This is a genomic window from Achromobacter animicus, assembly GCF_902859585.1.
Taxonomy (GTDB): domain Bacteria; phylum Pseudomonadota; class Gammaproteobacteria; order Burkholderiales; family Burkholderiaceae_B; genus Achromobacter; species Achromobacter animicus.
The window spans coordinates 173,278-190,341 of record NZ_CADIJM010000001.1; the positions used below are offsets into that span (position 1 = coordinate 173,278).

The following is a 17,064-nucleotide window of genomic DNA, read 5'->3' on the forward strand; positions in this document are numbered from 1 at the left end:
AGAGGCCGCGTGCAAATCGGCCCTCAGGCTTCCTTGCTTTCCTTGCTTTCCTTGCGCGGCTTGGCTCGCGTGGACTTTTTGGCAGCGCCCGCGCGCGGCGCATCCTTCGGTGCGGGGGCGGCCGCGGCGGTCATCTGTTCCATCCACATCAGCGCGTCGGTGTACGACAGGAACTGCTGGAGGTAACCGGGCGACATTTCGCGCATCAGGGTCAGGGCGCGGTGCACGAGCTGGTTCGAGTTGAGCGGGCCGGCGTTCTTGTGGACCCGTTCCTGCGATTGGCGGACCTGGCGGTCGGCGCTGAAGCGGGACCAGAGCGCGCGGAATTCATCGAGCAGCGGCAGCTCGGGGTAGGCGGCGCGCAGGCCTAGCGGGTCGCGGGAATCGTCGGAGCCAAGATAGGCGATCAACTCGGCCAGCGGTCCACCCCACACGGCGTCTTGCGAGGCCTCTGCATCAGCCTCAGCGCCTGCATCCGCAGCCGCATCCTCCGCGCCGATCAACTCCCCCTCATACGCCGCGATCAGACCCGCAAGCCGCTCGTCCAGCCGCTGACGCACCGCGCCGTCGTACGCGGCCGCGCGGCGGTCCAGCGCGTCGATCAGGTGAAAGCGCAGCGGGTTGAGGCGATCCGCGCCGCTGGCGCGCCAGGCGTCCAGCACCGCACGTGCATTCAGGCTCTCAGCGCGGCTGCCGTCACTGTTCACCGGGCTTACCCGCTTCGTTGGACGGCTTGGGGATGGGCGTGATTTCCACGCGGCGGTTCTTGGCGCGGCCTTCCTCGTCGGCGTTCGACGCCACGGGTTGCTCGGCGCCAAACGCCGCGGCAAACACGGTTGACGACGGCACGCCTTCGTCGATCAGGGCGCGCGTCACCGTGAGCGCGCGCTGGGCGGAAAGGTCCCAGTTGTCCGCGAAGCGGCGGTTGCCTTCGCGCACCTGCTGGTCGTCGGTAAACCCGCTGACCATCAGGATTTCGTTGTGGGTCTTCAGGTAGGCGGACAGCGGCTCGATCAGGCTTTTCAGGATCTCGCGGCCCTCGGGCTGGAGCTGGTCGGAGTTCAGCGCGAACAGCACGCTGCCGCTGATGCCGATGCGGCCGTTGATGAGCGTCACGCGGCCGGCGGCCAGGGGGCCCGCCAGCGCCTGCTCCAGGGTTTCGCGGCGATGGGTTTCTTCCTGGCGCTGCTTGACCTCTTCTTCCAGCTGCGTCGACAGCTGCAACTGCACCGCGACGACGCTGACCAGGATGAGGACGAAGGCGCCCAGCAGCACGGACATCAGGTCGCCGAAGACGGCCCAGGCGGGCGCCGTTGCCTCCACGCCGCCGTCGATATCCTCGCTCATGCCGTTTCCGCTCCGGCGGTGGCGCGCTGGGCGGCCAACTGCTGCAGGTTCTCGATGATCTGCTTCTGCGACATCAGGCTCAGGTCGACGACCTCACGGGCCTGCGCCACGTAGTAGGAAAGCTGCTCGTCGCCGCGCGCGATGGACTTGTCCAGTGCGGCTTCGATGCGTTGCAGATGCGCCGTAAGCTTGTCGTTCGATTCGCCGAAGGCCTGCACGGCCGCGCCAAAGGATTCGCCCAGGCTGGCGACTTCGACGGCGCTGCTGGTGACCAGCGACGCCACGTCGGACAGCTTGCCGGTTTCGGATTCGACCTGCGCGGTGAACTGCGCGCCCACGCGTTCCAGCATGTCGGCCGACGAGGCGACCAGCCTGTCCACGGCGGTGCGCTGCTCGGCGGCGGTGTGGTTGACGGCGTCCAGCAGCGTGCTCAGCGTTTCGAGCAGGCGGTTGCGCTCCTGCAGCATGTCGTTGTCGCGCACCATGCTGTCAGACAGCTTCTGGCGCAGCTCGCCGATGACCTCGGCGGCGGCGCGGGGCGCTTCAGAAGCCGCTTGAACCAGACGGCCGATCTCGGCGATGGTTTCACTGGCGTGGGCCTGCGTCTGGGCAGTGATGTCCTGCGCGGTCAAGCTCAGCGTGTCGCAGATTTCCTGCTGCAAACCGGCGGCCTGTGCGCCGGCCTGCTGCCATTCGGTGCGCAGGGCGTCGGCCATGGCCGCCAGCTTGCCGGTCCAGGCGGTAAGGCGCTCCTCGTCGTTGGCAGCCAGCGCCGTTTGCAGGGCAGTGTGCGATTGTTCCAGCGTCTGAAGCAGCTCGGCGGCTTGCGTGCCGAAGGCGGCGGACGCGGTTTCCAGCGCCTGGCGATTGTCGCGGGCGAGTTGTTGGCCGGTTTCTTCCTGGCGGGCCTGCGCATCGGTCCAGGCCTGCGTGACGCCGCCGGCTGCCGTTTCCAGGCGCGTCGACACGCTTTCCAGTAGGGCGGCCTGCTGCTGCGTCTGGGCAGTGATGTCGCGGGCGGTCTGAGCGAGCGCGTCGCTGATTTCGAGCTGGCGCAGGGCGGCTTGGGTGCCGGCCTGTTCCCATTCCTCGCCCAGCTTGGCGGCCATTGCCGTCAGCGAACCGGTCCAGGCGGCCAGACGCTCCTCGTCGCGCGAGGCCAGCGCGGTTTGCAGGTCGGCGTGCGATTGATCCAGCGTGCGCAGCAACGCGTCGGCATGCTGGCCAAAGGTGGCCGCGGCGGTTTCCAGCGCGCGCTGGTTGTCGGCGGCCAGTTGCTTGCCCAGGTCTTCCTGCCGCGTTTGCGCGTCGCGCCAGGCTTGCGTGACGCTGCCTGCCGCGGTTTCCAGGCGAGAGGACACGTCCTGCAGCAAGCGGGCCTGCGCCTCGGTCTGGCCGGTGATGCCGCGCGCGGTCTCGGCCAGTGCGTCGTTGATTTCCTGCTGACGGGCCACGGTGTTCGCGCCGGCCTGTTCCCATTGCTGGCCCAGCTTGGCGGTCATGGCGCCCAGCGTATTGCTCCAGACGGCAAGGCGGTCTTCGTCGCGGGCGGCCAAGGCGGCCTGAAGTTCGGTGTGCGATTGGTCCAGCGTGCGCAGCAGCGAGGCGGCGTGCTGTTCGAAGGCCGCCGTGGCGGCTTCGAGCGCCGCCTGGTTGCCCGCGGCCAGCTTGCCGCTGGATTCTTCCTGGCGGGCGAGGGCGCGGGTCCATTGGTCCGACACGCCGATGGCGGCGGCTTCCATGCGGGCCGACACGCCTTCCATCAGCGCAGCTTGCGCCGCGGCCTGCTCGGCCACGTCGCGCACGGTCTGCGCCAAGGTGTCGTTGATTTCCTGCTGGCGGGCGGCGGCTTGCGCGCCGGACTGCTCCCATTCCTGGCGCAGCGTGGCGCCCATCGCGCCCAGCGTTTCGGTCCAGGCGGCCAGGCGCTGCTGATCGCGCGAGGCCAGATCCGTTTGCAGCGCGGCGTGCGAGGCGTTCAGGGTGCGCAGCAGCGATGCGGAATGTTGTTCGAAGCTGGCTGCCGCGGCGGTGAGCGCCTGCAGGTTGTCGCCCGCCAGCTTCTCGCCGGCTTGCTGCTGGCGCGACAGCGCGTCGGTCCAGGCTTGCGACATGTTGCCGGACGACGCTTCCAGGCGCGCCGACACGCTGTCCAGCAGGTTGGCCGAGCGTTGCTCGAAGGTCTGGGCGAAGCGGTCGAGCGAGGCGCGCAGGTCTTCGGCCATGGCCTCGCTGGCGCGCTGCTGGCCGGCCACTGCCCGGCTCCAGATGCCGGCAACGTCGGTCGTCGCGGCTTGCAGCCCGGCGGTCAGGCCTTCCAGTTGCTGGCGCACGGCCTGCGAGACCGTGTCCTGCAGCGTGGCGGTTTCGCGCGACAGGCTGTTCATGGTGGCTTGCACGACGGGCTGCAGCGCTTCGCCGGCGGAGCGCGCGCTTTGCGCCACGCTGTCCTTCATGGACTGTTCCATCACGGATGCGAGGCGGGCGTAGGCGGCTTCGGCCTTGCCCTGGAAGGCGGTCTGGCTGGCGATCTGGCGTTCGTTCAGCGCCTGATTCTGCTGTTCCATGCTCTTCATCATGGATTCCAGCTGGCCGACGATGGCGGGCATCGCGTCGGCCTGACGTTGCATCACTTCAGCCTGGCGCTGGAGCAGCTTGAAGGATTCTTCGCGCTGGTAGCTTTGCGAATACACGCGCAGCGTGGTCGCGGCCTGGGTGTCCAGGAGTTGCGCCGCGTGGACGCGGTCGCGGCGGCACAGCGCGGCCAGGAGGCCCAGCATGGCGGACGCGGCGACGCCAGCGATCGAGGTGCCGAACGCAAAGCCCAGGCCCTTGACGGGTGCGGCCAGCGACGCGCGGATCGCGGCCAGATCCGTGGAGCTTTCAAGCGCAAGGCCAGTGCCGCGCAGCGTGACGACCATGCCGAGGAAGGTGCCCAGCATGCCCAGCAGAACCAGCAGGCCGACGAGGTAGGGCGCCAGCGTCGGGCCGGGCAGGCCCACGCGCTCGCCTTCGATACGCAGGCGCGCCGCGTTGCGCAGGCCGGCCGGCACCTTGTCCAGCCAGGCGCCCAGGCTGCCGGGCGCTTCCTTGATGTCCGTCACGGCGCGTGACAGGGCAGTCGTTGCCTGCTGGTAGCGCAGCAGCTCGAGCGCGCCGGCCAGGTAACAGACGCCGATCAGCAGCGTCACGGCCAGCGCCAGCGGGTTCGTTCCCGCGTAACCGGCACCGATCCAGCCCACAACGGCCAGTCCGGCCAGGAAAACCACGATATTGATCAGAGTCTTGGACATAGTGTCCTAATTAGCTGGTGCGAAGGGCGGCAAGCAACCCTTCGACCGGTTGTAAACGAACATCCAATTCGGCCAGCAGCACGGCGCGCATGTCGGCGCGGAACGTGTCCAGCCAGGCGCCCGCGGTAATTGCCGGGACGGCCGCCGCCGCGTTGGCCGGCGCGGCGTCAAGGGCTGCGACCGCTGCATCGCCGTCGGCCCTTGCATTGCCGTCGGCCTCCGCAGCGGTATCAGCCGGCGCGTCGGCGTCAGCCACGTCCTGCGCCTCGGCAGCAGCCTGGGCTTCTGCGGCAGCCAGCGCCGCTTCCTCGGCCTTGCGCAGCCGGTCAAAGTGCGTCTGCAGCAGCTTCGGAATCGCGCCGAGCAGGGCCCGCTCCTTGGGCAGCAGCGCGCGGTCCATGATCGCGTCCACCACGGCCAGGCGCGTCCATTCACCATTGCGCGCCGCGACCATCCCGCGCAGACGGCTGCGCAGATTGCCGATGCTGGTCTCCATCGTGTGCTGCAACGAGAGATACCGCTGGCGAAAACTCGAATAATCGAACTCGTCCTCGGCCAGGACGGCAGCCAGTTTCTTGGCTGGCGCCGGTACCGGGGCAATCCGCTTGGCGGCCGTGGCCGCCGTGTCGCTGGCGATGGCGTCCGCCAGGGTGGTGCGCACGCGCACGCATTCGCGTTCTTCGGCGCTGCTGAACAGGCGGGCGCCGGGCGCAATGACCGGCGGGCTTGTATTCAAGGCCGCCGACAGGGCGATCGCGTCCGTCCAGCCAAGCCATTGGCTCAGATGGTCGGATAGCGACTGCCTGGACTGCTGGACATCCGCGTCCGTCAGGCGAGTCAGCAAGCGAATGAGCGTCGGGCCGCTTAAACCTGTGCGCTGGGGGGCTTGCAACATACCACCAGAGTCAAAAAGGGGGGAGTTTACACGCTGCGACGGGCCGAGAGGGCCTGTACAGGCGGTCCGGGTGGCCGTCCGGGTCACAAAACGGGGCCGCATCACGGACGCTGCGTCGAAGGCGCTGCAATACTGTGTCGCCGCCCAGCGAGCAGGAACCCTGGGCCCGCATGGCCGTCGAACGTTCCATGGATGCCCGCACCCCCTGGCGATTTGCCCGACGACTTCTCATCCTGGCCGCGTTGGCCGCCCTGGCGGTCTGGGCCTGGCCGCGTCTGCCGGAGGCGGCGCGCGCGCCCTGGCACATGGCGCGGCTGTCCTGGCAGGACGCGCCCGTGTCGCTGCCCGTGCCGGTGCAGGGCGTGGCGCCCCGGCGGCTGGCCGATACCTGGGGCGCAGCGCGGGCGGGCGGGCGCACGCACCAGGGCATCGATATTTTTGCCAAGCGCGGCACGCCGGTGGTGTCGGCGACCGAAGGCGTGGTCACGCGCATCGGCGAAAACACGCTGGGCGGGCAGGTCGTCTGGGTGATGGGACCGGGCCGGCAGATGCACTATTACGCGCACCTGGACGGCTACGCGGATATCCGCCGCGGCCAACTCGTTGCCCCGGGCGATGTGCTGGGCTTTGTGGGCAATACCGGCAACGCCAAAGGCACGCCGCCGCATCTGCATTACGGCATCTATGCAGGGGGCGGCGCGCTCAACCCGTATCCGCTGTTGACCGCGCCCAGCGCACCGCAAGGTTCGTCTCTGCCCGTGTCGTCCGCGCAATAGCCCTGCAAGCAGCCCGCTGCGCGGTGTAGATTGGTGCCCGGGCCAGAACAACGGGGCAGGCAGTGCCGCAATTTCCATGGACTTTCTGATTGAAACGGCGGCGCGCGCGTTGGCCGCAGGCGACCCGCTGGGCGCGTTGAATCAGGTGGCGCTGCGCAGCGACGCGCCAGCGCTGGCCTTGCGCGGCATTGCCTTCGCGCAACTGGGTGATCTGCCCCGCGCCAGGACGCTGCTGCGTAGCGCCGCCCGTGGGTTTGGTCCGCGGCAAGCGGTGGCGCGGGCCCGCTGCGTGGTTGCCGAGGCCGAGATCGCGCTGGCTTCGCGAGATCTGGGCCACCCGGACAAGGCGCTGGATACGGCGCGCGCCACGCTGAAGGCGCACGGCGACGTGGTCAACGCGGCGCATGCCGGTCATCTGACGGCGCGCCGCCAGTTGCTGCTGGGGCGGCTGGAAGACGCGGAGCACACCCTCGCGCAGGTGGATGCCGGCTCACTGCCTTGGGCGTCGCGGGCCATCCAGGACCTGATCGTCGCGGGCATCGCACTACGCCGCCAGCAGGCGGCCGCCGTTCGCGCAGCGCTGGCGCGCGCGGAACAGTGCGCGGAGCGGGCCGGAATTGCGGCGCTGATGGCGGAAGTGGCCCAAGCGGCGCGGACATTGGACGAGCCAGCCGCCCGGCGTATCGGACTCGACGGCGAGTGCACGTTGTCGCTGGACCAGGTCGAAGCCTTGCTGGCGTCCGGCACGCTGGTCGTGGATGCCTGCCGGTTCGCTGTGCGGGGTGGGCAAACGGCTGTCGCGCTGGCTGGCCGTCCCGTGCTGTTTGCGCTGGCGCGGGCGTTGGCGCAGGCCTGGCCAGAGGATGTGACGCGCGACGCGCTGATCGCCCAGGCGTTTCGCACGCGCTACTTTGACGAGACGCATCGTGCGCGCCTGCGCGTCGAGATGGGCCGCCTGCGCACCGCGATCCGCCCATTGGCCGGTGTCCACGCCACTCGGCACGGCTATGCGCTTGCGCCTGCGGGCGCTTGCGACGTTGCGGTGCTGGCGCCGGCCGGCGACGAAGCGGATCCGGAGCAGGGGGCGCTGTTGGCCTTTCTGGCTGATGGCGAAGGCTGGTCGAGTTCGGCGCTGGCGCTGGTGCTCGGATCGAGCCAGCGCACCGTGCAGCGCGCGCTTGAGGCCCTGGCCGAGGCCGGCAGGGTGCAGGCCTTCGGCCAGGGGCGCGCGCGGCGCTGGATGCTGCCGCCGGTGCCTGGATTCACGACAAGCTTGTTACTCCCGGCGATTCTGCCCGCCCAGTAGCATGGAAGCACCCCTCTAAAAGGAAGCCACCATGAAACGATCACAAGCCGAAATCCTCCATGAATATGGCCCGTTCCCGGGCGTCGAGGCCGTCCATGGGCTGACCTATGACGGCAAGCAGGTGTGGTTCGCCACGGGCGACAGCCTCGTTGCCCTGGACCCGGCCACCGGACAGACGTCGCGCTCGCTCGACATCACCGCGAATGCGGGCACCGCCTTTGACGGCACGCACCTCTATCAGATTGCCGATGGCCGGATCCAGAAGGTCGATCCGCAAAGCGGCAAGGTGCTGTCCACCATCCCGGCGCCCGGCGGCGAGGGCGTGTCTGGCCTGGCCTGGGCGGAAGGCAGCCTGTGGGTCGGCGCCTATCGCGACCGCAAGATCCACCAGGTCGATCCCGAGACCGGCAACGTGCTGCGCACCATCGACTCCAACCGCTACGTCACGGGCGTTACGTGGGTGGACGGCGAGCTGTGGCACGGCACGTGGGAAGCCGAAGAAAGCGAATTGCGGCGGCTTGAACCACGCACCGGCGAAGTGCTGGAGGCCGTCGAAATGCCCGCGGGCATTGGCGTATCGGGGCTGGAATCCGACGGTGGCGCCCGCTTCTATTGCGGCGGGGGCGAGAGCGGCAAGGTGCGCGCGGTGCAGCGGCCGGGCAAGACCCGGGATTGACGCAAAGCATGGGAAAAAACAACAGCAGATGGAGATGAGAAGGATTTGCATTTAAACTTCCTGCCGATTTGGCACCCTTTTGACCCACTCGGTAGGAAGCCCAATGCAAGCAGAAAGACGCGCCCGACGCGGCCACATCGTTCACCCACGTTTCATGCTGCGCCGCACGTCGGCGGCGGTTTTCCTGGCGTTGGCCTCGGGGGCCGTTGCCGCGCAGGACGCCAACGTGTCGACGCTGCCTTCGGTGCAAGTGGTGGGCGACAACGCCAATCCGAACACCACCGAGGGGACGGGGTCCTACACGCCGCGCGCCACGGCGGCCAGCACCGGGTTGTCGCTGTCGCTGCGCGAGACGCCGCAGTCGGTCACCGTGATGACGCGCCAGCGCATGGATGACGAAGACATGCGGTCGCTGGCGGACGTCATGGGCAGCACGCCGGGCATTTCGGTGCAGAACTTCGACAGCGAGCGCTACACGTTCAATTCGCGCGGCTTCAGCATCACCAACTACATGTACGACGGCGTGCCCACGGCATTCGACGTGGGCTACGCGGCGGGCGAGTCGTCCGTCGACCCCATCATCTATGACCGGGTGGAGGTCGTGCGCGGCGCAACCGGCCTGATGACGGGCGCGGGCAATCCGTCGGCCTCCATCAACCTGGTGCGCAAGCACGCCGACAGCCGTGAGTTCAAGGCCGACCTGAGCGCGGGCGTGGGCAACTGGGACACCTATCGCGTGACGGCCGACCTGTCCACGCCGCTCAATGCCGAAGGCACTGTGCGCGGCCGCATTGTGTCCGCCTACCAGGACAACCATTCGTTCCTGGACTACTACCAGAACAAGAAGAAGGTCTTTTACGGCGTCGTGGACGCCGACCTGACCTCGCGCACGACGCTCAGCGTGGGCTACAACTACCAGGACAACGAGCCGCAGGGCAGCAGTTGGGGCGGCTTTCCGCTCTGGTACGCCGACGGCGGCCGCACCGACTGGCGCCGGTCGCTGAATACCGGCGCGCGGTAGACCTCGTGGGGCAGCACGACGCAGGGCGCGTTTGCCAGCCTGGAGCATCGCTTCGACAACGATTGGCGCGTTCAGGCCGTGGGCTCGTATTCCAAGAACGAAATGGACGGCAAGCTGCTGTATCTGTACGGCTGGCCGGACCGCGAAACCGGCCTGGGCATGGGCGCGTCGCCCGCCTGGTATCTGGGCGACCGCAAACAGAATGCGCTGGACCTGAAGGCCAACGGTCCATTCACGCTGTTTGGCCGCCGTCACGAAGCCGTGATCGGCGCCAGCTTCAACCGGCAGAAGGGCGATTTCAACTACCGGTCCGCCATCGATGCGGCCGACGTCGGCAACTTCCTGAACTGGAACGGCTCGTATCCCGAACCGGACTGGAACGATTCCATCATCGCCAACCGCTACACCACCACCCAGACCGGCTGGTACGGCGCGTTGCGCCTGAACCTGGCCGATCCGCTCAAGCTCATCGTGGGCGGGCGCTACAGCACGTGGAAGACGAACGCGATTGGCTTTGGCGGAGAAGGCCGCACCGAGTTCGACAAGAACGCCTTCACGCCGTACGCCGGCCTGCTGTACGACATCAACGACACCTACACCGCATACGTCAGCTACACCGGCATCTTCAATCCGCAGACCTACCAGGACCGCAACGGCAACTGGTTGGATCCGCTGGAAGGCAAGTCGTACGAGGCCGGCATCAAGGGCGAATGGCTGGAGGGCCGTCTGAACGCCAGCGCCGCAATCTTCCAGATCGACCAGGACAACGTGGCGCAGGTCGACCCGGGCCAGATAGTGCCGGGCACGACCAACCAGGCCTACACGGCCGCGCAGGGTACGCGCAGCCGCGGCTTCGACCTGGAAATGTCGGGTGAAGTGACGCCGGGCTGGAATGTGGCGGCGGGATGGTCGCATTGGACGGCCAGCGACGGCGAGGGCAACGCGATCCAGACCGACCAGCCGCGCAGCCTGGTGCGCGTCTTCACGACGTATCAGTTGCCGGGCGACTGGAACCGCCTCACGATCGGCGGCGGCGTGAACTGGCAAAGCCATGTCTACACCATCGCCAGCGGCCCGAACGGCGACGAACGCGTCAGCCAGGGCAGCTACGCCATCACCAACCTGATGGCGCGCTACCGCTTCAACCGCAGCCTGTCGGCGCAGTTGAACGTGAACAACGTGTTCGACCGCAAGTACTACAGCCAGATCGGCTTCTACAGCCAGGGCGCGTGGGCCGCGGGACGCAGCGCGATGCTGACGATGCGCTACCAGTATTGATCGCGGGCGTTATGCGGGCCGCCTTGCACGGCCCGGCATTACTGGGGCCCGGCATTACCCGGCCCGGTCTCAAGCCGGCCCGACCGGTCCGGAGGCTGCCCGTGCGGCCTCCGCGATGCTGGCGATGAACGCCTTGGCGGCCTCGGGCATGATGCGTCCGGCCAGCGTCTGCACCTCGAAGTGACGTTCGTTCATTTCGCGGTCGCGTAGCGGCACGGCGACGATCTTTCCCCATTGCAGGCGGTTGCGGATGGCCAGTTCACCACAGAAGGCCACGCCGCCGCCCGCGCTGGCAAAGCCGACCAGCGCGTCGATGCTGCGGCTGGTGAACGCCGCCTCGCAATGCAGTTGCTGGCGGCTGCAACTGATGTCGATCAGCTGGCGCAACGTGGAATCGGGGCTGGGCAGGGCCAGGGGATAGGCGATCAGCTGCGCCAGCGCCATCTCGCGCCGGTCGGCCAGCGGATGGTCTGCCGCCAGGATCGCGCGCACCGGCGCCGGCACGCGCGCTTCCACGCGGATGTCGCGCTGCGACGTGAGGCTGAGGGTGATACCGATATCCGCCGAGCCGTCCCGGATGCGCTGGGGGATCTCCTGCTGCGAGCAGACGTCCAGCGAAAACCGGATGCCCGCGTAGTGCTGCCGGAAAGCCGCGATGGCCGCCGGCACGAACTCCGACGCATAGCCCTCGGTGCTGACGATGCGCACATGGCCCTGCCGCAGGCCGCGCAGCGCCAGGATGTCGCCCGCTACCCGTTCCACGTCCTGCTGCATGCGCTTGGCGTGCGCGGCCAGGAGTTCGCCGGCGGCGTTCGGGACCATGCCGCGCGCGCGGCGCTCGAACAGCAAGGTGCCGAGTTCCCGTTCGATGCGGGCGATCTGGCGGCTGACGGCCGAGGGGGCCACATCCAGGCGCCCCGCGGCTTCACTGACCGAGCCGGTGCGCACGACTTCCAGGAAATAGCGCAGGGAAATCTCCTGCAGGACGCGGGGGTTCATGGTCAACTCCAAGGTTTGCGGAAAACGCAAAGAAGAATTCTAACCATTGATATTGCTGCAAAGCGCTGGCCGCCTCTAGGATGTGGGCATTATTTGCGCTTCCCATTCGCTACCACAGCCATGTTTCAATCCGACGCTCCTTCCCAATCCCCCGTTCTGGATTCCCTGCGGCAGGCCAAGCCGGTGCTGTGGACAGGCCCGGACATGCCGGCGCCCGCAAGCGGACCGGGTGCGCATTTCCTGATGGATCAGGTGCTGTCGGCGCAGGAACGCTTTACGCGATTCGCGCCGCTGCTCGCCGAGCTGTTTCCGGAGTTGGCCGAGACGGGCGGCGTGATCGAGTCGCCGCTGCTCCCTGCCGCGGCCATGCAGGTAGCGATCGGCCTGCCGCCGGACGCCGGCCGGTTGTGGATCAAGGCGGACCACGCATTGCCGGTGGCCGGCTCCATCAAGGCGCGCGGCGGCATTCACGAAGTGCTGGAATTTGCCGAATCGCTGGCGCTGCGCGAAGGGTTGCTGCTGCCGGGCGATGATTACCGCAAGCTGGCCGGTCCTGAAGCCCGCGCCGTGTTCGGCCGGTATCAGGTCGCCGTGGGTTCCACGGGCAACCTGGGCCTGTCCATCGGCGTGATTGCATCGGCGCTGGGGTTCCGGTCGGCCGTGCACATGTCTGCCGATGCCAAGGAATGGAAGAAGGCGCGTCTGCGGGCGCGCGGCGTCGAGGTCGTGGAGCACGCGGGCGACTACGAAAAGGCCGTGGCCGCGGGCCGGGCGCAGGTCGAAGCCGATCCTTTTGGCTATTTCGTGGACGACGAGCGGTCGGCGTCCCTGTTCATGGGCTACGCCGCCGCCGCGCTGCACCTGCGCGTCCAATTGATCGAGGCGGGCGTGCGGGTCGACGCCGAGCATCCCCTGTTTGTCTACCTGCCTTGCGGCGTGGGCGGGGCGCCGGGCGGGATCGCCTTCGGCCTGACCCAGCTGTACGGCCCGCACGTGCATTGCTTCTTCGCCGAGCCGGTGCAGTCGCCGTGTTTCCTGGTGCGCATGATGGCCGGCCAAGGCGAGCTGCCGGGTGCGTCCGCGTCCGCGTCGGTGTATGACGTCGGCCTGACCAACGTGACCGAGGCCGACGGCCTGGCGGTTCCGACGGCGTCCGAGCTGGCGTACGCGGCGGTGGGCGCGCAACTGCGTGGCGTCTACACCGTTGAAGACGACACGCTGTACGCCGACCTGGCGCGCCTGAAGGACAGCGAAGGCCTGCGCATCGAGCCGTCCGCGGCCGCAGGTTTCAGCGGTCCGCGCCATCTGTGCGGCACCGACGCCGGCCGCGCATGGCTGCGCGCGCACGGCCTTGCCGCGCATCTGCCGCGCGCGACGCACCTGGCCTGGACCACCGGCGGGCTGTTCGTGCCTGACGAAGAATATGACCGATTCCTGAGCCGCGGGCGTTCGCTCGCGGCCGGCAACTAGGCGCCGACAGACGCGCCGCTTATCCACCACCTCCCCATCGAGCACCGCCATGAAAACCTCGTTTCTTGCAGTCAGCCTCGCTTTTGCCAGCACCGTCGGCGCCGTCGCGCCCGCAGTGGCCCAGGACGCCTATCCCAGCCGGCCGATTACGCTGGTCGTGCCTTTTCCGCCGGGTGGCGCCACCGATGTGCTGGGCCGCGTGGTGGCGCAGAAACTGGGGCAGGAATTGGGGCGCACGATCGTGGTGGAAAACCGCGCGGGCGCTGGCACGGTGATCGGCGCCAGCTTCGTCGCCAAGGCCGCGCCGGACGGCTACACGCTGCTGGTCAGTTCGGGCACGACGTTCACGGTCAACCCGGCCATTCAAGCCAACCTGCCGTACGACCCGGTCAAGAGCTTCGAGCCGATCGGCATTGTCGGCCGCACCGGCCTGGCGCTGCTTGCGAACCCCAAGGTGCCCGTCAAGGACTTGAAGGAGTTTGTGGCCTATGTGAAGGACCCGGCTCACGATCAGCCGCCGTACGGATCGTTCGGCACCGGCACCACCGCGCATTTCGTGGGCGAGGCCTTTACCTCGGCCGCCAAGCTGAAGATGACGCATGTGCCGTACAAGGGCAGCTCGCCCGCGATGACCGACCTGATCGGCGGACAGATTCCGTTCTCGGTCGACACCGTGGCCGCGGCCCTGCCGCAAAGCAAGCAGGGCAAGGTGCGCGTCCTGGCAGTGTCCGCGCCCAAGCGCTCCGCCTTCCTGCCCGACGTGCCCACGTTCGCGGAACAGGGGTATCCGTCGGTCGCGATGGATACGTGGCTGATGGTCGCCGCGCCGCGTGGCCTGCCGGCCGACGTGAAGACGCGGCTGGAGAAGGCGCTCAAGGCGACCGTCGAATCGCCCGAGGTGGTCAAGAGCCTTGAGGCGCAAGGCTTCGAAGCCGCCTTCGCCAGCGCCGCTGAAGGCGAGGCGCTGATCCAGCAGGAACTGCCCGTCATGCGTGAAGTGGCGCAGCGGGCCAACATCAAGATCGACTGAAGGAAGACGACGATGGCATTGGACGACACCCTGGTATCTCTGACGGCGGTCGAGCTGCGGCGCATGATCGGCGCCCGCCAGCTTTCGCCGGTGGAATTGCTGGAGGCCTGCATCGCGCGCATCCAGGCCGTGAACCCGTACATCAACGCGGTGACCGCCACTGCCTATGAGCGGGCGAGGGCGGAAGCGCGCGCCGCCGAGCGCGCCGTGATGGCGGGCGAGCCGCTGGGCCTGTTGCACGGCCTGCCGATGGGGGTGAAGGATCTGGAACCCACCGCCGGTGTGCTGACCACGTACGGCTCGCCCTTGTATCGCGGCCACGTGCCCGACGAGGACATCGAGCTGGTGGCGCGCCTGCGCCGCGCCGGCGCCATCGTCGCTGCCAAGACCAACGTGCCCGAAATGGGCGCGGGCGCCAACTCGCGCAACACGGTGTGGGGCGCGACCGGCAATCCTTTCAACCCGAACCTGAACGCAGGCGGTTCGTCGGGCGGCTCAGCCGCAGCGTTGGCCGCCGACATGCTGCCGGTCTGCACGGGCTCGGACACCGGCGGCTCGCTCCGCATTCCCGCGTCCAAGTGCGGCGTGGTCGGATTCCGGCCGTCGCCGGGCGTCGTGCCCAGCGTGCGCAAGCCGCTGGGCTGGACGCCGATTTCCGTGGTCGGGCCGATGGGCCGCACGGTGGCCGACGCCTGCCTGCAGATGGCGGCGTCCGCGGGCATGCATGCCGGCGATCCGCTCAGCTATCCGTTGGACCCGCTGCAATTCCTGAACCCCGGCGTCGCGGACCTGGGCTCGCTGCGTGTGGCTTACACCGAAGACTTCGGCGCGTGCGATGTGGACGACGGCATCCGCGCCACCTTCCGCGAAAAGATCGCCGCGATGCGGCATCTGTTTGCCGCCTGCGATCCGATCGACCTGGATGTGGGCGAGGCCCACCGGTGCTTCGACGTGCTGCGCGCCGAAGCCTTCGTGGCGGGCATGCGCGACGCCTACGAGAAGGATCCGTCCAGCCTGGGTCCCAATACCCGCGCCAACTTCGAAATGGGCGCGGCGATGAGCCTGAAGGACTGCGCGTGGGCGCAGGCCGAGCAGACGCGCCTGATCAAGCGCTTTCAGCGCGCCTACGACGATTACGACCTCATCCTTTCGCCCACCACGCCCGTGTCGCCGTTCCCGTGGACGCAGTTGTACGCGGACAAGATCAACGGCGTTGCGCAGGAGAACTACTACCGCTGGCTGGCACTGACGTATGTGGTCACGCTGACCACGCACCCGGCGCTGACGCTGCCGTGCGGGCGCGATGCCAAGGGCATGCCGTTCGGACTGCAGATCGTGGGCCGCTTTCGCGCGGACCGTGAAGTGCTGGCCGCGGCGCAGGCGATGGAGCAGGCGTTTGCGGGCTCGGACGTGCTGCAGCGCCCAAGGCCGGATCTGGCTGCGTTGCGTCCTGCCGAGCCGGCGTTGACGTCGATCGTGACATCGCCGCCACAGTTGCAGGGCGGGGGAGAGACGGGTTCCGTGTCGGCGGTATAACCCCCGCCTTTCAGCGCATCGGGCCAGCACGCCGCGCCACGCGGCCTGCTGGCCTTTTTGCTATTTCAGGCTAGTCCGTTTTCTAGGGTAATTCCTGACTAAAAGCTGATTGTCAGCCGTTTGTCAGGCAGGTTTAATCACTCCAAAGTTGCGCATCAGACGCATCAACCGGCATCGGATGGCTCGCAGCAGCCAATCTGTGCCACACCCTTGCAGCCGTAGTAACAACACGCTGGTCCATGTAGTCCACCCCAGGAGACAACAAGCCATGCAACACGTTACAAAGCCCCGCCGCCGCAAATTCATCTCCGGCGCAGCCGCCGCAGGGGTCGCGGCGCTAGGATTTCCCGCCATCGCCAAGGCGCAGAACGCACCCATTTCCTTCCGGTTCCAGAGCACCTGGCCCGCGACCGACATCTTCCACGAATTCGCCCGCGACTACGCCAACAAGGTCAACGAGATGGCCGGCGGTCAGTTGAAGATCGAAGTGCTGCCCGCGGGCGCCGTGGTCAAGGCGTTCGACTTGCTGGATGCGGTGTCGGCCGGGACGCTGGACGGCGGTCACGGCGTGGTGGCCTACTGGTACGGCAAGAACACGGCGGTGGCGCTGTGGGGGTCCGGTCCGTCGTTCGGGATGGATGCCAACATGCTGTTGGCCTGGCATGAATACGGCGGCGGCAAGGAGCTGCTGGTCGAGATCCAGAAGGCCATGAACGTGAACGTGCAGTCCCTGATGTACGGACCGATGCCGACGCAGCCGTTCGGTTGGTTCAAGCGGCCGGTCACGAAGGTCGAGGACGTCAAGGGCGTGAAGTTCCGTACCGTGGGCCTGGCCATTGACATGTACACCGCGATGGGCGCGGCCGTGAATGCGCTGCCCGGCGGGGAAATCGTGCCGGCGCTGGACCGCGGCCTGCTGGACGGGGCGGAATTCAACAACGCGTCTTCCGACCTGGCGCTGGGATTCCAGGACGTCTCCAAGATCTGCATGCTGCAGAGCTTTCACCAGAGTGCGGAGCAATTCGAGGTGCTGTTCAACAAGGCCAAGTACGACGCCTTGCCCGAACACCTGAAGCACATCCTGAGCTATGCGGCGCAGGCGTCCAGCGCGGACATGTCCTGGAAGGCGGCGAACCGCTACTCGCAGGACTACATCAAGCTGCAGAAGGATCACAACGTCAAGTTCTACAAGACACCGGACGCGATCCTGCAGCAGCAGCTCAAGATCTGGGACGAGATGATCGCCAAGCGGTCGGCCGAGAATCCGCTGTTCAAGAAGGTGCTGGAATCGCAGCGGGCGTTCGCGGAGCGGGTGGGGCGCTGGCACGGCGACACCACCGTCAACTACCGCATGGCCTACAACCACTACTTCTCGCGCAGCACCAAGCCGGCCTGACGCCGTCATGCGCCGCACCCGCGCGCCGCCTGGCCGGCGCG

At 67.8% G+C, this 17,064-nt stretch carries 13 protein-coding genes and 1 pseudogene; 9 read left to right on the forward strand and 5 right to left on the reverse strand.

Annotated elements, in window-relative coordinates:
- Nucleotides 1-23: 23 nt before the first annotated feature.
- Genes HV681_RS00780 through HV681_RS00795 form a run of 4 tightly spaced genes read right to left on the reverse strand, consistent with a single transcriptional unit; the run spans nucleotide 24 to nucleotide 5,535 of the window.
- A complete protein-coding gene (locus HV681_RS00780) occupies nucleotides 24-707 on the reverse strand; it encodes a DUF2894 domain-containing protein (RefSeq protein ID WP_175121250.1) in 684 nt (227 codons plus the stop codon).
- Complete coding sequence (locus HV681_RS00785) at nucleotides 697-1,347, reverse strand: OmpA family protein (protein ID WP_175121251.1); 651 nt, start codon at nucleotides 1,345-1,347, stop codon at nucleotides 697-699. The genes HV681_RS00780 and HV681_RS00785 overlap by 11 nt, the downstream gene beginning before the upstream one ends.
- Nucleotides 1,344-4,640 carry a DUF802 domain-containing protein gene (locus HV681_RS00790; RefSeq protein WP_175121252.1) on the reverse strand — a complete coding sequence of 1,099 codons (3,297 nt, stop codon included), beginning with the start codon at nucleotides 4,638-4,640 and terminating at the stop codon, nucleotides 1,344-1,346. Before HV681_RS00790 ends, HV681_RS00785 begins: the two co-directional genes overlap by 4 nt.
- 10 nt (nucleotides 4,641-4,650) lie before the next feature.
- Complete coding sequence (locus HV681_RS00795; protein ID WP_175121253.1) at nucleotides 4,651-5,535, reverse strand: DUF3348 domain-containing protein; 885 nt, start codon at nucleotides 5,533-5,535, stop codon at nucleotides 4,651-4,653.
- Nucleotides 5,536-5,723: 188 nt separating this feature from the next.
- On the opposite strand from HV681_RS00795, the gene HV681_RS00800 reads away from it, so the two are divergent.
- The 5 genes and pseudogenes from HV681_RS00800 to HV681_RS27765 all read left to right on the forward strand — a co-directional run.
- Nucleotides 5,724-6,311 carry a M23 family metallopeptidase gene (locus tag HV681_RS00800; protein ID WP_239212643.1) on the forward strand — a complete coding sequence of 196 codons (588 nt, stop codon included), beginning with the start codon at nucleotides 5,724-5,726 and terminating at the stop codon, nucleotides 6,309-6,311.
- A 76-nt stretch (nucleotides 6,312-6,387) separates the two neighbouring features.
- On the forward strand, nucleotides 6,388-7,617 hold the full coding sequence (locus HV681_RS00805) for a winged helix-turn-helix transcriptional regulator (RefSeq protein WP_175121254.1): 1,230 nt from the start codon (nucleotides 6,388-6,390) through the stop codon (nucleotides 7,615-7,617).
- Between the two features lie 31 nt (nucleotides 7,618-7,648).
- On the forward strand, nucleotides 7,649-8,293 hold the full coding sequence (locus HV681_RS00810) for a Vgb family protein (protein WP_175121255.1): 645 nt from the start codon (nucleotides 7,649-7,651) through the stop codon (nucleotides 8,291-8,293).
- Between the two features lie 103 nt (nucleotides 8,294-8,396).
- On the forward strand, nucleotides 8,397-9,314 hold the full coding sequence (locus HV681_RS27760; RefSeq protein WP_254594851.1) for a TonB-dependent receptor plug domain-containing protein: 918 nt from the start codon (nucleotides 8,397-8,399) through the stop codon (nucleotides 9,312-9,314).
- 27 nt (nucleotides 9,315-9,341) lie between these two features.
- Nucleotides 9,342-10,592 (forward strand): annotated as a pseudogene (locus tag HV681_RS27765) (TonB-dependent siderophore receptor); the annotation flags it as partial.
- A 69-nt stretch (nucleotides 10,593-10,661) separates the two neighbouring features.
- Here HV681_RS27765 and HV681_RS00820 read toward each other — a convergent pair.
- Nucleotides 10,662-11,591 carry a LysR family transcriptional regulator gene (locus HV681_RS00820; RefSeq protein WP_175121256.1) on the reverse strand — a complete coding sequence of 310 codons (930 nt, stop codon included), beginning with the start codon at nucleotides 11,589-11,591 and terminating at the stop codon, nucleotides 10,662-10,664.
- 120 nt (nucleotides 11,592-11,711) lie between these two features.
- Between HV681_RS00820 and dsdA the strand changes: the two genes are divergently transcribed.
- The 4 genes from dsdA to HV681_RS00840 all read left to right on the forward strand — a co-directional run bounded on the left by dsdA (nucleotide 11,712) and on the right by HV681_RS00840 (nucleotide 17,023).
- Nucleotides 11,712-13,061 carry a D-serine ammonia-lyase gene (dsdA, locus tag HV681_RS00825; RefSeq protein WP_175121257.1) on the forward strand — a complete coding sequence of 450 codons (1,350 nt, stop codon included), beginning with the start codon at nucleotides 11,712-11,714 and terminating at the stop codon, nucleotides 13,059-13,061.
- Between the two features lie 49 nt (nucleotides 13,062-13,110).
- Entirely contained in the window at nucleotides 13,111-14,091 is a 981-nt protein-coding gene (locus HV681_RS00830; protein ID WP_175121258.1) for a Bug family tripartite tricarboxylate transporter substrate binding protein, read from the forward strand.
- Between the two features lie 12 nt (nucleotides 14,092-14,103).
- Nucleotides 14,104-15,627 (forward strand): amidase, encoded by a 1,524-nt coding sequence (locus tag HV681_RS00835; protein WP_175121259.1) that lies wholly within the window; start codon nucleotides 14,104-14,106, stop codon nucleotides 15,625-15,627.
- A gap of 268 nt (nucleotides 15,628-15,895) precedes the next feature.
- A complete protein-coding gene (locus tag HV681_RS00840; RefSeq protein ID WP_175121260.1) occupies nucleotides 15,896-17,023 on the forward strand; it encodes a TRAP transporter substrate-binding protein in 1,128 nt (375 codons plus the stop codon).
- The last annotated feature ends 41 nt before the right edge of the window (nucleotides 17,024-17,064 follow it).

What these genes read in the sequence shown, in the direction of transcription:
- HV681_RS00785 (WP_175121251.1), bottom strand. Translation starts at nt 1,347, where the DNA reads ATGAGCGAGGATATCGACGGCGGCGTGGAGGCAACGGCGCCCGCCTGG.
- HV681_RS00790 (WP_175121252.1), bottom strand. Translation starts at nt 4,640, where the DNA reads ATGTCCAAGACTCTGATCAATATCGTGGTTTTCCTGGCCGGACTGGCC.
- HV681_RS00795 (WP_175121253.1), bottom strand. Translation starts at nt 5,535, where the DNA reads ATGTTGCAAGCCCCCCAGCGCACAGGTTTAAGCGGCCCGACGCTCATT.
- HV681_RS00800 (WP_239212643.1), top strand. Translation starts at nt 5,724, where the DNA reads ATGGATGCCCGCACCCCCTGGCGATTTGCCCGACGACTTCTCATCCTG.
- HV681_RS00805 (WP_175121254.1), top strand. Translation starts at nt 6,388, where the DNA reads ATGGACTTTCTGATTGAAACGGCGGCGCGCGCGTTGGCCGCAGGCGAC.
- HV681_RS00810 (WP_175121255.1), top strand. Translation starts at nt 7,649, where the DNA reads ATGAAACGATCACAAGCCGAAATCCTCCATGAATATGGCCCGTTCCCG.
- HV681_RS27760 (WP_254594851.1), top strand. Translation starts at nt 8,397, where the DNA reads ATGCAAGCAGAAAGACGCGCCCGACGCGGCCACATCGTTCACCCACGT.
- HV681_RS00820 (WP_175121256.1), bottom strand. Translation starts at nt 11,591, where the DNA reads ATGAACCCCCGCGTCCTGCAGGAGATTTCCCTGCGCTATTTCCTGGAA.
- dsdA (WP_175121257.1), top strand. Translation starts at nt 11,712, where the DNA reads ATGTTTCAATCCGACGCTCCTTCCCAATCCCCCGTTCTGGATTCCCTG.
- HV681_RS00830 (WP_175121258.1), top strand. Translation starts at nt 13,111, where the DNA reads ATGAAAACCTCGTTTCTTGCAGTCAGCCTCGCTTTTGCCAGCACCGTC.
- HV681_RS00835 (WP_175121259.1), top strand. Translation starts at nt 14,104, where the DNA reads ATGGCATTGGACGACACCCTGGTATCTCTGACGGCGGTCGAGCTGCGG.
- HV681_RS00840 (WP_175121260.1), top strand. Translation starts at nt 15,896, where the DNA reads ATGCAACACGTTACAAAGCCCCGCCGCCGCAAATTCATCTCCGGCGCA.